The sequence below is a fragment of the Enterococcus sp. 125944 genome (assembly GCF_051909435.1).
Lineage (GTDB): Bacteria > Bacillota > Bacilli > Lactobacillales > Enterococcaceae > Enterococcus_D > Enterococcus_D gallinarum.
On record NZ_JBQASY010000019.1, the window covers coordinates 23,422 to 37,732 of the forward strand.

Consider the following 14,311-nt stretch of genomic DNA (forward strand, 5'->3'; position numbering starts at 1 on the left):
ATTAGTGGACTCTCTCTAGGAACGTCAACGAGTGATTGCTGATTTGCTGATTATTGAATAAACGATGTTTTAGTAAGTCAGCTTTTTAGATTTTAAATTGTGAATTGATCGTTGTACTTTGTATACCCTACCTATTTGCAAACGCTTCCTAAATATGCTATAGTATAGGTGTAAGGAAGGTAGCAACTCTGTTGGTGGTCTTGTAAATATCGCAAACTCAATCTACTAAAAGTTGTTGAACGTACAAGTTTCACCTAGTATCAAGCGTGTAAAGTAACAGAAAAGCGTAACACAAAATCGAGAATCTTTTCGAAAAAAGGATACGTCTATTACGTTGTATCAGTACACACGAAACATGTGTAAGTTTGTAAAAGAAAACAAATTTTGAGAAACAATTGCTTTGCATGAACCAACCATCAGCGACCACCACTTATACCTTCCCTTAGTTATAAGCTGGACGACAAAAAAGCAGTTCAAAAAGTTGAGAAGTATCCCAACTTAACGAGCCGCTCTTGTCGTTCAGTTTTTTATTTTAAGAACATGGCATCGCCAAAACTAAAGAAGCGATAACGTTCATCGATGGCATGCTGATAAGCTTCTAATGTTAGATCGCGTCCGGCAAAGGCACTGACCAACATTACCAATGTCGATTTCGGTAAATGGAAATTCGTTGAGAAGGCTTGGACAACTTTGAACTGATAGCCGGGGGTAATGAAAATACTCGTCCAGCCGCTGTCGGCTTTGATATCGCCATCAAATTTGGTACCAATCGTCTCTAATGTACGGATCGAAGTCGTTCCGACCGCAACGATTTTCCCACCATTTGCCCGCACATCGTTTAATTGAGCCGCCGCTTCTTCCGTCAATCGATAAAATTCACTGTGCATTTCGTGATCCGCAATATTATCGACGCTAACTGGGCGGAAAGTTCCTAGACCCACGTGTAAGGTCAAATAAACTAATTTGACCCCTTTATCAGCGATTTTCTTCAATAATTCTGGCGTAAAGTGCAAACCGGCCGTTGGTGCCGCTGCAGATCCATTCTCTTTAGCATAAACGGTTTGGTAACGATCTGGATCTTCCAATCGTTCCTTGATGTATGGCGGCAATGGCATTTCACCCAAAGATTCTAAAATCTCTAAGAAAATCCCATCATAGCTGAATCGAATAATTCGGCCACCATGTTCGAGTTCTTTTTCAACGACCGCTTCTAAGCGACCGTCGCCAAAGGTGATCTTCGTACCGACTTTTGCTCGCTTGGCAGGTTTGATTAATGTTTCCCAACTGTCCCCTTCGATATTGTTTAACAATAAAATCTCTAGATGAGCGCCGGTCTCGATTTTCTCGCCATAGATACGAGCGGGCAAAACGCGAGTATCATTCATCACAAGGGCATCGCCAGGAGCTAATTCATCAATAATGTCATAAAAATGTTTGTCTTCCATTGCACCGCTTTCTCGGTCCACGACCAATAGGCGGGAACTGGAGCGATCGCTAAGCGGCGTTTGAGCGATCAATTCTTCCGGTAACTCAAAGTCAAAATCTTCTGTTGTAAGCATGTCGTCACTCTCTTTCTTTCATATGCCCGTCTATTCTATCATGTTTAGAGATTACTCGCCAATTAGGAAACTAGGCATAGCTTTAAATAAAAAGAGCGCTAGAGAGACTAGAACCTTTTCACGGTGCTCCTAATCTATTAGAGAATTTTAACCGATAACACGGAATCTTCTGCCTTTTTTATCTGCTTTATCGTTTTGTGAATAAAACAAAATTTTTTCACGTGGGATTTTTTCTTGCTGAGCACATTTTTTCAATGTGTCATAAACATAACTGCTGTTGTTTTTATAAAAAACCATGACTTTTTTCGAGTCAATTTCTTTGCGATAGCCTTCATATTTCTTTCTTAATCGTTCAACTTCTGTAACAATCTCTGAATCTTTATTCCAATCGGGAATTGCAGTAAGCAAGCAAATTCGTTTCCAGTATTCTTTTTCCATTATTCAAACTAACCACGAAAGACATTTAGGTTGAACTGCTAACCTATGCTTTACGAATCACTTCGTCTCTATCGATTCACTTCTATCGAAAATTCATAAAGCCATCCTTTCATTCCTTTCTTAATCGCTCCAAGGAGAACTATATTCAAAAAATGCTACTTGTTCCATTACTTGTCCTATTCAACACTGGGATAATTAAGAATAATACGATAATTATCAATAACCGCTTTGATGTTTTGGCCGTCAGCAAAAGATACTTCAAATAGTGGACTATCTTTTTTTATTGAGGAAATTTCAATGTTTAGATACTTAAAATATGCCCCTAAAATTTTCTCAGGATCTATCTCTTGAAATGATTGCTCTGGGTAATATTTAAATTGGACGATTTTATTAGTCGATTCCTCAATCAGGGCTTCCCCATAACCTTCGATCGAAGAATAATTGATTTGCCAATAAACAGTTTCCGAATCAATCTTTAGATTCTGGGATAACGTAACCAAGTATTCTGAAGAGATTCCCATTTCTTTTAGCAGCTTCTCTATTTCCACCGCATATGTATTGACATACTGGCTTCCTTCTCCCGTATTATTATATTGCGTTACTTTCCCGGCGTTCGTGAGCACTTCTTCTAATGTACTTTTATTTGAAGGCAGCTCCAAGGATTCTTCAAATACGACTGGCTTTGACAATGAATCTGTAAACAGCATATTTGGTAAAAATAGTAGAAATACGTTGAAACCGACCCATAGGAGGATCAGACTTATCTTTATTCTTTTCCTCATCTTCAGTCCTCATCTAAAGGAAAGTCGATCGTAATAAACGTTCCTTCACCTTTCTCACTAGTGATCGTCACTTGCCCTTCATGAAGTGAGATAATATTCTTCACTAATGAAAGCCCTAAGCCTAAATGCCCAGAATTTCTAGTGACATCCCCCGTAAAAAATTCATCAGTGACTTGATCAATAATCTCTTCGGGAATTCCCTGACCAGTATCTTTCAGTATAAAATAATATCGTCCTTCATTACTGTAGCCAGTGATGCACATCTCTTTCCTATCCTTCATCGCATCTAATGCGTTAGAAAATATATTTGCAATGACTAATTTAAATAGGTTAAAGTCCATTCGTATGGTGGCCTTTTGAAGAGTCATCTGCAAAAGGATCCGCTCATCTAATCCAGAGACAAATTGAGTAATATAAGAGTCAATCTGGTCTGTCGATATTGCTTCGAGATTCATTTCATTTTTCTTCGAGTACAATAAACGCAAAACATCTTCTGATAGGCTTTTCAAGCGGAAACTTTCTTCTAAAATATAATCGACAAATTCCGAAGAAGGTTCCTTTAGATCCTCCCACTGCAACATTTGCGCATAGCCGATGATCGACGTTAGCGGGGTAGAAATTTCATGGGATAAACTTGAGACAAATAATTCTTGCTTTTCTTTTTCCTGACTGATTTGTTCTATGTCTTGATTTAATTTATTGGCCATGTCGTTTAGGCTGTTGGCAAGCTTTTCAACTTCATCTCCACGTTTTTCAACAACGAAAGGCTTTGTTGTTTGCCCTTTTGCAATCTCTGTTGCGCGATCAATCAATTTTTGAATCGGTTTAGTGATGAGGGTTGATAAAAACCACGACATTGGAATCAAAACGATCTGCAAAAGAAATAAAATCATTCGAAAATAATGACTTGCTTTCTTCAGAATACTTTGATAAGTGATTAGATTCTGCTTAGACACCAAATAATAGTCTGTCGTTCCAATTGTCGAGCTTGTAAATAAAAACTTCTCTTGTTTGATTGTGATGATTGGGCTAATGTTGATTGTGTTCTTCTTAATTGAATCGTAATCAACAACCTCTGTTATGCTTGGAAAGTCAGTTGTACTGGCATACACACTCTTTCCTTCTTTATCCAAAATTTCAAAATCATTCTTTACCGTGCTCTTGACTATATCACTTAGATTCCGTAACTGCTCTTTCGTAGGTTCTTGATCTTCAATTTTGGCTGCAAATAGTATCGCAGCACTTTTTTGGGTAGCTAGTGCTTGATCATATTCCTGATTGATTGCATGTTGAGCGATGATCCGCAAACTGATGGTGCTGATCCCTAAATACAAAAGTAAAAAAAAGAATAGCAGCCAATAGAATGCTTTTGTCGCATATTTCATCTTATTCCTCCAATAAGTACCCTACACCATAAATCGTTCGCAGCTCGTTTTCCAAATGCAGTTTCTTTCTGATCCGCTGAATGTGTAAATCAAGAGTTCTGCTATCTGGCTCACTTGGCGATTCCCAAATTCGTTGATAAATCGTTTCTCGCTCTAAAATAATTCCGCGATTTTGAACGAGATAAATGAACAATTGATATTCTTTAGGCGTCAATGCAATCAACTCATTGTTAAAAAATACACTTCTCTTCTCGTCTTCAATACGGATGTTGTGCCAATTTATCTCAGAAACAGAACTCTTTTTCCTTCTGCGAAGTACTGTTTCAACTCGAGCAAATAATTCTTCTAGTTCAAAAGGTTTCGTAATGTAATCTTCTGCACCTAACTTTAATCCTCGCACTTTATCATGCAAGGTATTCTTGGCAGTTAAAAAGATAACTGGGATATCAAATTCGACAAAATAGTCTATTAATTCATCCCCACTTATTTCTGGTAACATGATATCTAAAAGAATCAGATCCACCTCATGATTTTCAATGTAATCTGCGGCACTTTTGCCATCAAAAATCGGGATCGTTCGATAGCCTTTTTTTGCGAGGCTTTTTACTAGCAGGTTATTTATGGCTTGATTGTCTTCTACTATGAGTACATCCATTTGATTTCACACTTTCTTCCCAATTTTTGTAAAGAAGCTGTTTTATAAGCTGATAGCCGATCATGATACCGCACAAAAAAAGATAGAGCAAAAGTAAAAGTACGATCGATCGATTGTCAATATCTTCAAAATCAGCGAAAATTTTTTGAAGCGCTTGATTGTGACGCACAAAAATATCTGTACTATTAAGACGGGTAAATCGCCCAATATAAATCCCAATAGAATCCATAAATAAAAGACACGCAATCAAAAGCGCTGGGTAGACACCAATGGTTAATTTCTCTACTAATATTCTTGCAATCTTGTCAATGCTCCAGCAGCCCAAAATTGTTGAAGGCATCACTGCCAACAAAATCAGAAAAAGTTTGATCCAATTCATTAAATCCTTACTTATCAACAATGTTACTTCATCATAAGGTGTCAATAAAGAAAGATGAAATAGATCTGTCATGAGATAAAAATTATTTGGTAAAAAAACAAGCCAGAGACACACAACTACCACTATAATGTACTTTTTTTTACAATACATTGCAAGAAAGGTTAATTCTATTGGAATATATGCCAAAATAGTATTAGTAAAGAAAAGAAAATAGACACTTGATTGATAAAATGAAAGATATAAGATTCCCAGTAAAATCAAATAATATAACCGAATCCCATTCATTGTTTTATTTAGTAAATACATGGTTCCTCCTGTCTTAACGCGCTCTCCTAGCCATTGTCCCACTATTTAGAAAGAACAGACTTCATTAATTGGGCATAAACACTGCGTCCTTCCCCATTCAAATGAGTTTCATCATCATAAAAGTATTCTGGGTGGTCTTTGCTGTGGCTAAACCAGTCGATGATATTGACATTCTTGTAGCGACTAGGAAGCTCTGCTAATTTTTGATTCACAGATTCTTGACAGCCTTCCGGACATTTGATAGTTATCCAGTATATCTGTTTATCCTTTAATTGAGTAAGGATTTCATCGATTGACTCATCCGAAATAATACCATTTGTACCCAGTCCGATTACTACCGTCGAATAATCAGCTAAATTGGGATACCCTTGAAGAATCGTTGCCAAACTAGATATTTGCCGTGATTCTTTCGCATCAACGGTTGCTTGCCCACTAAACGTATCTTCCAATTCTTGATATGCTCCAAGCATCACAGAATCCCCTATAAATAAGATATTTCCTTTTTGATTGGGTTGATTCTCTATCTTTTTCAGATTACTGCTTAACTCTTGTTTCAATTCGTTTTGATCCGCAGTCAGACGGTTAGTCGGTGCAAAAATGATCATTCCGATTGCAACAGCAACAAGACCTGCTCCAAGGTAACGTCCTGCTTTTCTTTTTAAATGCATGAAAGAATGAAAGCCAGCAATCATCAGAACCGTCATGATCAGAACCACTACCAATTCAATTAGAGGATTCATCTTAGGTGCTATATTCACTAGGAGAATAAACACCGAATAGTGAACCAAATATAATTCATAACTAATTTTGCCTATATATTGAAGACGGAATTTGGCGATTTTGGTTCTTTTTTCCACTTCTTTGTCATTTATCAAAACGAGTAATAGCATTGTTAATACACTGACAAGCAATGAGCTACCTGTAAACGAAGGCAGCGGAATAAAGACAGCCAGAGTCAAACAACTCATGATGAGCCAAAACTTCGTTACTTTTTTTGAAGAAATGACATCATTAATGTTCTTTCTATTGAAAAAACCAAACATGCCAACTATAAACGGATAAAGTCGAGCAAAGGTATTGTAATAAGCGATAGAAAACGGCGATAACAGACTGGTGAGAATCGAAATAATGGTAAGAAGATACATAAGCTGATAGCCTCTTTTTCTAGACAAACGCATGACTGTTAGAAAGAAGAGTGGAAAAACTAGATAAAATTGTAATTCCACCGCCAAAGACCAGTAATGTTTAAATAGGGACGAATTTGCGAAGCGATCAAAATAAGAGACTTTTTCGTGGATCTGCCACCAGTTGTTATATCCAAAGAGTAAACTTGGAAGTTCACTTTTGATGTTTCCTAGCATTCGGATTTGAATACTCCCAGCTATCAGAATAAAGATAAGTAAGGAGAATAAAAGAAACGGATAAATCCGTTTGATCCGTTTCTTATAAAAGCCAATCCAGGAGAACTGTTTTTTTTGATACGCATAGGAAGCATTCTTTGCCATCAAGTAACCCGAAATAACAAAGAAAATCGTTACGCCTTGATTTCCTCCTTGAAAAGAATATTGAGGCAAATGGTAGAGAATAACAGCAATAACCGCAAATGCCCTAAGAAAATCGATGCCTGCTGAATAGTGTTTATCCATGTTTAACCTCCGGCTGGCCGATGATCATTTTCTCCGTAATAAGTCTCATTGCTGGAAGGATTATTCAAAAGAGTAGCTAAAGACACAAATTGATAATCTTCTTTTTTTAAATCACGAATAATCTCAGGGACTGCAGCAATGGTTTCCGGATGAATGTCATGCAACAAAATAATCGAACCATCATAGACAGAACTCGTTACTTTATCAATGATCATTTGGGCATCTTTAGATTTCCAATCTTCTGAATCAACAGACCATTGGATGATGGGACGATTGATCAATTCTGCAGCTTTTGCATTGACAGAACCATATGGCGGCGAAAATAGGCTGGTTTTTTGCCTGTGAGTTTCTTGATAGATTGATCGGTCTTCGTGATCTCATTAGTCATTCCAGATTCGTTCAATGTGCTGAGGTCTTGATGATCATAGGTATGGCTACCGATAGTTTGGCCATCCTTTGCGATGGCTTTCACCACCTCGGGATACATCTCTACGTTCTGTCCTACTAAAAAGAAAGTAGCTGGCACTTTTTCTTTTTTCAATAGTTCCAATAATTTAGGTGTATTGCTGGGATCTGGCCCATCGTCAAATGTCAAAGCGACCTTTTTTTATTTGAAGGAATCTCCTCTGTCTCTGTAGTGCTTTCTAGTATATTTTCCAAACTAGTCTCTGTAGTAGCCTTATTGTTACTTGTCACTGTTCTTGAAGAACTACTGTTGCTTGTTAACTCGGAGGACTGGGACAGATTGTTCTCTGTTTTTCCTCTAGCAAATTCCTCACTGATTCGTGCACAGCCGCAAAGTACTAACAAAAAGATAAAGCCAGTTATGAGTAAACGGATCTTTTTCATTGCTTTTCCTCCTTATTTGTTGTCAATACATCATGAACTCTTGCTATCTCTTCTGTCGAAACTGTTTGATAAGAGATTCCATTCTGAATCAATTCCTCTCCGATCACTTGGTCATGAATAATTGTTGGCTCTTTCATCAGTTTCTTCGCATGAAGAACAAGATTGGTAATGGGTAGATTGGTTTTGATGTTATCTGTCAAGATATCGATAAATGCATTCCATTTTGTGACTTGGTTCAATTGCGCCATATTTTCCAAAACACCTTTCAGTAACAACTGTTGCCGCATTTGTCTGCCATAGTCCCCTCGTGGATCCTCATACCTCATTCTCGCCCAAGAAAGTGCTTCTTCTGGAGATAACGTTAGTTTACCTTTAGGAAAATCGAATCCATCAGAACTAAACTCAAATTCATTTTCTACTTGAACAGCTCCTACTTCTTTGAGAATCTTTTGAAAATCTCCCATATCAATAGAAACAAAATAAGGAATTTGAATATCCAACATTTTTTCTACTGTTTTAACGGAACAGCTTGCACCTCCATAAGCATACGCCGCATTTAATTTATCCTGCATTCCTTGGTCTGCGATATCAACTAAAAGATCGCGTTCAACTCCCATTAATGTGTATTCTTTCTTTTTTAAATTGATATGAGCGACTATCATACTGTCACTTCGACCAGAATCCGTTCGCCCAAACTCTCCAGTATCAACGCCAAGTAGCAAAACATTAAAAGGTTCTTGTTTCAATTGGTCGTAATCTAAGTCATACTGCTCATCTGAAGGATTCAATTTTTCGTACACTTTTGTATTTATTTTATTTGCAGAATAGACTGCCCAGCCAGTAATACCACCAACAAGGACTACTGAAACAAAAAGCAAAATAAGAATTATTTTCCGCATCGGAACACCTCCTGCTGCTAAATTAAAGGAAAAATGTATCTGAAATGTATCGATTTAGTATTTGGTGACTCGATACATGCTCGCTTGTAGCAGCAATGTTCGCTTTTAATTTAATATTAAAATGTTGTATATCACTTTTAGTGAAGAAGAAAGTCTACTCATCCCCATTTAAAAATAACAATCAAAATGAAGAATAATGCATATATTCCCTATTGGATTTTCATTTCGATTGGATTTGTTTCAAACATTTTGCTTATAATATGCAAATATGAATAAAAAAGGCAGAATATTTGAATAACAGCAAACTTTTGGGCATACTAATTACAGACCCTAGGCGTAAATAAGCTGCGCCTAAATAAAACTAGAGGTGAAATCATGATTGAATTTCAGCATGTATCCAAAATCTATAAAGGCGGCAAAGTGGCTGTCGAAGATGTCAATCTATCCTTTGAAAAGGGAGAATTTATTTGTTTCATTGGTACCAGTGGTAGTGGTAAAACTACTTGTATGCGAATGATCAACCGTATGACAGACCCCTCCAAAGGAAAAATTCTGATTGATGGCAAAAGTGTGACCGATATCAATCCAGTAGAATTACGACGCCAAATCGGTTACGTGATCCAAAGCATCGGCTTGATGCCTCATATGACGATTCGAGAAAATATTACATTAGTACAAAAACTTTTGAAGGTCAGTCAAGAAGAACGAAATAAGACAGCAGAGAAAATGATCGATCTGGTGGAACTTCCTCGTGAAATGCTGGATCGTTACCCTCACGAATTATCTGGTGGACAGCAACAGCGGATCGGTGTTGTTCGGGCCCTGGCAGCCGACCAAGATATCATTTTGATGGATGAACCTTTCGGTGCTTTGGACCCCATCACTCGCGATTCACTGCAAGATTTGATCAAAGATTTGCAGGAACGTTTAGGTAAAACCGTCGTCTTCGTTACCCATGATATGGATGAAGCATTAAAGTTAGCTAGCCGCATCGTGATCATGAGCGAAGGACGCGTTATCCAATTCGATACACCACAAAATATTCTGCGAAATCCTGCTACTACCTTTGTTGAAGAATTGATCGGTGAAGACCGCCTTCTGCAAGCAAAACCAGACACCACACCAGTTAAAGAAGTCATGCTCAAAACACCAATCGCCATCACTCCTGAAAAATCTTTACAAGAAGCGATTCGCCTGATGAGAGAAAAACGGGTAGATACATTATTAGTGACGGATAATAGCAATGTCTTAAAAGGGTATATCGATGTAGAATCGATCGACCGCAATCGAGGCAAAGTAACTAGTGTCGGGGATATTCTTAATAAAGATGTTTTCTATGTAAAAGAAACCGCCTTACTGCGAGATACGTTGCAACGAATCCTTAAACGCGGTTTGAAATATGTGCCAGTCGTGGATGCTGAGAATCATTTGGTAGGAATTTTGACGCGTGCTTCATTAGTCGACATTGTTTATGACGTTATTTGGGGCGAGGAATCCTCCCTTCTTGAAGCGATCGAATCCGCAAAACCAGAGGAGGTCTAGCCATGCAAAGCTTCTTTAATGAATATGGCGGCCAATTGGTCACGAAAAGCATTGAGCATTTATACATCTCCTTTGCCGCACTATTTCTAGGCATTGTCGTTGCAGTCCCTTTGGGCGTTCTATTGACACGCTTTCCCAAAGCCGCTTCTATCGTGATCGGTGTGACTAGTGCCTTGCAAACTGTTCCCTCATTGGCACTGTTGGCATTGATGATCCCGATTTTAGGGGTCGGTAAGGTCCCAGCTATTGTTGCACTCTTTATCTATTCTTTGCTGCCTATTTTGCGAAACACCTATATTGGCATGAAGAAAGTCGATTGGAATTATCGAGATGTCGCTAAAGGAATGGGAATGACTAACTTTCAATCGATCATTAGTGTGGAACTGCCGTTAGCGATCCCAACGATCATGGCAGGTATCCGCTTGTCAGCAGTCTATGTCTTAGCTTGGGCAACCTTGGCTTCGTACATTGGTGCAGGGGGGCTTGGAGACTTGATCTTTAGTGGATTGAATAACTATCAACCGGCATTGATTTTTGCCGGCACAATCCCAGTGACAATTTTTGCACTTTTAGCAGACTGGTTACTCGGATTACTTGAGAATAAACTAACACCAGCTGCATTAAAGGGGGATGCCTAAATGAAAATCAAAGCGAAATTTGGTCTTTTGTTATCCATGATCATTATTTTACTCTCAGGCTGCTCCTTTCCAGGACTTGCTTCTACATCTAATGAAGACACCGTAGCTATCACAGGAGGAATCACTTCTGAAGCTCAGATTCTTGGCGCTATTGTAGCAGGAATGGTAGAACATTATACGGACAAAAATACCACTGTCATTAATAACTTAGCAACAACGACAATCAATCATCAAGCAATGATGAATGGCGATGCGTCTATCTCTGCCGCTCGTTATACCGGAACAGATTTGACAACAACACTTGGCTTAGAGCCAGAATCTGATCCAACTGCTGCCTTTAATACCGTAAAAAAAGAATTTGAGAAACGTTACCATCAGACCTGGTTTCCTTCCTACGGCTTTGATAACACATATGTTTTTCTAGTCAGAAAAGACACTGCAGAAAAATATAATCTGAAAAAAGTCAGTGATTTAAAAGGCGTTGCCGATCAGTTGGTTGCTGGTGTCGATACAGCTTGGATCACCCGTGAAGGTGACGGGTATGATGGCTTTCAAGAAGCATATGGCTTTTCTTTCAAAAACATTTTGCCTATGCAGATCGGTCTCGTTTACGATGCTGTTGACAACGGAAAAATGGATATCGTACTCGGGTATTCAACGGATGGACGGATCGCTAGTTATGACCTCGTAATGTTGGAAGATGATTTGAATTTCTTCCCACCTTATGATGCAGCTCCAGTAGTCGATGACAAATTAATCAAAGACACACCAGAAGTAGCGGACGCCTTGAACAAACTTGCTGATACAATCTCCACTGAAAAAATGCAGCAACTAAATTATCAAGTTGATAATGACCTGTTGGAACCGACAGTGGTCGCAGAACGTTTCTTACAAGAAAATAATTATTTTGAAGGAGAGTGACGAAATGAATGACATGAATCTATTTCAACAATTTATTGCCTATTTTCAGGAAAATGGCGGTTATGTCTTTGCACAGTTTGTTCGTCACTTCCTGATCTCTATCTATGGCGTTTTATTCGCTGCAATCGTTGGTATTCCACTAGGAATCTGGATTTCTAAAAAGATGCGTATGGCCGATTGGGTGATCCGCATCGCCAATATCATCCAAACGATCCCTTCGCTAGCAATGATCTCGATTTTGATGATTGGAATGGGATTAGGTGTCAATGTCGTTATTCTGACGATTTTTCTCTACTCGCTCTTACCGATCATCAAAAACACCTATACCGGCATGCGCCAGGTAGACCGTAATACACTAGATGTTGGTAAAGGAATGGGCATGACAAGTTGGCAACGACTGTATATGATCGAATTGCCTTTATCCGTCTCCGTGATCATGGCAGGTATTCGTAATGCATTAGTCGTTGCAATTGGAATCACTGCCATTGGCGCCTTCGTAGGTGCTGGTGGCCTAGGTGATATCATCATCCGTGGGACAAATGCAACCAATGGCGCTTCAATCATTCTTGCCGGAGCTTTACCCACTGCATTGATGGCAATCATCACCGACCTAGGATTAGGCTTTATTGAACGTCGGTTAGATCCAGCAAGCCGCTCGTCGAAATAAAGGCCATTTCTTAGCGCTTTTATAAATATAGAAAACAAGCAGCCTTACATACAAGAAGGATGCTTGTTTTTCTATATTTATTAACTAATTCACTCAAAGCAGGTGAATGCGCTTCTCGATTTTCCCTGAGATGATCGGGAATCACGCATCATATCCTAGAGGTGGTTGTTTCAAGGCTCGATCCATACAAATGGATTGGCGCCCATCGTTTTGCTTGAGGGGCGACTGGTATGCCATCATTCCATACTTGATACTGATATGGGGTCGTTTTTTCTCGAACACTGCTCTGATCGCTACTCCAAAGATCATTCTGAAGTTTGGTCGCTTTTAAGTTGTACGCTTCGTCTTCCCCCTACTTTCTTTTGGGACTTTTTTTCCGATGAACCCCATGCCGTTCGGGTCCATTCCTGATAAACACAAGACACGTTCTTCAGAATCTGTCTCATAATAAGCTGTAAATTCATGCCCCTGCCAAAAATAGCTCTTCTCCATTTGCTGAATGTCTGTAAGCATGACAAATTCTGAAGAAATGAGACTGGACTCTGCTGTAAACTGAATAATCTCCCACGTTCCTATGAGGTCCTCTTTCATAGGGATTTCAGGAATTGATTTCGCATAACTAATTGCTGATATGACCGGCCAACCACTATCTAACCAATAAATTTTTCTGACATCTAAAAAGAAATCATCACTAAAAGGTTGTCTCCGTGCATGATGAATAATAAATAATTCATTATCTGAACGTTTGAATATAGAATTGTGGCCAGGTGCATAGACTGCAGACTGTTCTTCGAATTGATAACTCCCTAGTAATTTAACACCAATTTTCTCCGGTACCGCCTCTTGTTCCGACAGAGACAGGCCGTTCCAATCCGTATAGGGACCGGTAATCTCTTTCGCTCTTGCAACCCGGATATTATAGGTTTCATTCAAAGAATCAAAAGAGACAAATAAGTAATACATATCCGTTTCTGGATGATAATAAACAAAAGGACCCTCAATCGCAGTATCAACAGAAGCAGGTCGTTGCGCTATTTTTTTTCCGTATCCCTTCTCAGCTAACTTTCCAGTGCTTTGATCTATAGGTGCAATATAAATCCCGCCAAAAAATGATCCGTAGATCAGCCAATGGTGTCCCATACGATCTAGAGCAAGATTTGCGTCAATGGCATTATGATCGGCGGTGCCTCGATGCGTTTTCACAACTTCTCCTTGATCTACCCAAGGTCCCAAAGGATGCGGTGCTGTTCCAAGACCAATAAATGAAGTGGTACTGCCAAATGTAGAAGCGGAATAGTACATTCGATATTCCCCTTGGTACTCTATCACTTCAGGTGCCCACAACCCTTCTGCTTGACTCCATTCTCTTGCAGATTGTGGCAATTGAGGAAAGGCCTGCTTTTCAAACTGCCAGTGTATGAGATCCAATGATGTCCGGATCGGTATTCCTGCCGTTTTAGGTTGTTGCGTATCTGTTGAAAATAAGTAATAAACGCTGTCTCGTTCAATGATCGTTGGATCATGAACACCATTTTTCCAGTTCATAGATTCTTCCTCTCAGTAATCGATTCACTTTAGTTTGACTTCAGTGAACGAAAGCAGAATCGATTCTTTTCTATATTTATTTAGTTCTTTCTTACTTATT

General features: G+C 38.9%; 17 protein-coding genes. 4 read left to right on the plus strand and 13 right to left on the minus strand.

Annotated elements, in window-relative coordinates; translation table 11 throughout:
- Positions 1 to 527: 527 nt before the first annotated feature.
- From queA to ACTFWY_RS14550, 11 genes are all read right to left on the minus strand, one after another.
- Positions 528 to 1,559, minus strand: coding sequence for a tRNA preQ1(34) S-adenosylmethionine ribosyltransferase-isomerase QueA (gene queA, locus ACTFWY_RS14500; protein ID WP_005470202.1), 1,032 nt, complete (start codon positions 1,557 to 1,559; stop codon positions 528 to 530).
- A gap of 147 nt (positions 1,560 to 1,706) precedes the next feature.
- Complete coding sequence (locus tag ACTFWY_RS14505) at positions 1,707 to 1,997, minus strand: hypothetical protein (protein ID WP_086268973.1); 291 nt, start codon at positions 1,995 to 1,997, stop codon at positions 1,707 to 1,709.
- 176 nt (positions 1,998 to 2,173) lie between these two features.
- The gene (locus ACTFWY_RS14510) at positions 2,174 to 2,779 is read right to left on the minus strand and encodes a hypothetical protein (protein ID WP_003128253.1); all 606 of its coding nucleotides are present in this window, start codon (positions 2,777 to 2,779) and stop codon (positions 2,174 to 2,176) included.
- 2 nt (positions 2,780 to 2,781) lie between these two features.
- Positions 2,782 to 4,164 (minus strand): HAMP domain-containing sensor histidine kinase, encoded by a 1,383-nt coding sequence (locus ACTFWY_RS14515; RefSeq protein ID WP_003128252.1) that lies wholly within the window; start codon positions 4,162 to 4,164, stop codon positions 2,782 to 2,784.
- Between the two features lies 1 nt (position 4,165).
- Positions 4,166 to 4,819: a response regulator transcription factor gene (locus ACTFWY_RS14520; protein ID WP_003128251.1), complete on the minus strand. Its 654-nt coding sequence runs from the start codon at positions 4,817 to 4,819 to the stop codon at positions 4,166 to 4,168.
- Positions 4,779 to 5,504: a DUF1361 domain-containing protein gene (locus tag ACTFWY_RS14525; RefSeq protein ID WP_117474742.1), complete on the minus strand. Its 726-nt coding sequence runs from the start codon at positions 5,502 to 5,504 to the stop codon at positions 4,779 to 4,781. Before ACTFWY_RS14525 ends, ACTFWY_RS14520 begins: the two co-directional genes overlap by 41 nt.
- A 41-nt stretch (positions 5,505 to 5,545) precedes the next feature.
- Positions 5,546 to 7,150, minus strand: a complete 1,605-nt coding sequence (locus ACTFWY_RS14530) for an acyltransferase family protein (RefSeq protein WP_137264608.1) — start codon at positions 7,148 to 7,150, stop codon at positions 5,546 to 5,548.
- Positions 7,151 to 7,152: 2 nt separating this feature from the next.
- Complete coding sequence (locus ACTFWY_RS14535) at positions 7,153 to 7,431, minus strand: hypothetical protein (protein WP_005470187.1); 279 nt, start codon at positions 7,429 to 7,431, stop codon at positions 7,153 to 7,155.
- Complete coding sequence (locus tag ACTFWY_RS14540) at positions 7,428 to 7,745, minus strand: polysaccharide deacetylase family protein (RefSeq protein ID WP_227173574.1); 318 nt, start codon at positions 7,743 to 7,745, stop codon at positions 7,428 to 7,430. Before ACTFWY_RS14540 ends, ACTFWY_RS14535 begins: the two co-directional genes overlap by 4 nt.
- On the minus strand, positions 7,742 to 7,999 hold the full coding sequence (locus ACTFWY_RS14545; protein ID WP_225585882.1) for a hypothetical protein: 258 nt from the start codon (positions 7,997 to 7,999) through the stop codon (positions 7,742 to 7,744). Before ACTFWY_RS14545 ends, ACTFWY_RS14540 begins: the two co-directional genes overlap by 4 nt.
- Entirely contained in the window at positions 7,996 to 8,898 is a 903-nt protein-coding gene (locus ACTFWY_RS14550; protein ID WP_003128244.1) for an LCP family protein, read from the minus strand. The genes ACTFWY_RS14545 and ACTFWY_RS14550 overlap by 4 nt, the downstream gene beginning before the upstream one ends.
- Positions 8,899 to 9,273: 375 nt before the next feature.
- On the opposite strand from ACTFWY_RS14550, the gene ACTFWY_RS14555 reads away from it, so the two are divergent.
- Genes ACTFWY_RS14555 through ACTFWY_RS14570 form a run of 4 tightly spaced genes read left to right on the plus strand, consistent with a single transcriptional unit; the run spans position 9,274 to position 12,666 of the window.
- Positions 9,274 to 10,440: a betaine/proline/choline family ABC transporter ATP-binding protein gene (locus tag ACTFWY_RS14555; RefSeq protein ID WP_005470181.1), complete on the plus strand. Its 1,167-nt coding sequence runs from the start codon at positions 9,274 to 9,276 to the stop codon at positions 10,438 to 10,440.
- Between the two features lie 2 nt (positions 10,441 to 10,442).
- Entirely contained in the window at positions 10,443 to 11,078 is a 636-nt protein-coding gene (locus ACTFWY_RS14560; protein ID WP_003128241.1) for an ABC transporter permease, read from the plus strand.
- Positions 11,079 to 11,999, plus strand: coding sequence for an osmoprotectant ABC transporter substrate-binding protein (locus ACTFWY_RS14565; protein ID WP_003128240.1), 921 nt, complete (start codon positions 11,079 to 11,081; stop codon positions 11,997 to 11,999).
- 4 nt (positions 12,000 to 12,003) lie between these two features.
- A complete protein-coding gene (locus tag ACTFWY_RS14570; protein ID WP_003128239.1) occupies positions 12,004 to 12,666 on the plus strand; it encodes an ABC transporter permease in 663 nt (220 codons plus the stop codon).
- Positions 12,667 to 12,807: 141 nt separating this feature from the next.
- Here the strand turns inward: ACTFWY_RS14570 and ACTFWY_RS14575 are convergent, their stop codons facing one another.
- Entirely contained in the window at positions 12,808 to 12,948 is a 141-nt protein-coding gene (locus tag ACTFWY_RS14575; protein ID WP_155988572.1) for a hypothetical protein, read from the minus strand.
- Positions 12,949 to 12,993: 45 nt separating this feature from the next.
- Positions 12,994 to 14,211 (minus strand): arabinan endo-1,5-alpha-L-arabinosidase, encoded by a 1,218-nt coding sequence (locus ACTFWY_RS14580; RefSeq protein WP_439926877.1) that lies wholly within the window; start codon positions 14,209 to 14,211, stop codon positions 12,994 to 12,996.
- Between the last annotated feature and the right edge of the window lie 100 nt (positions 14,212 to 14,311).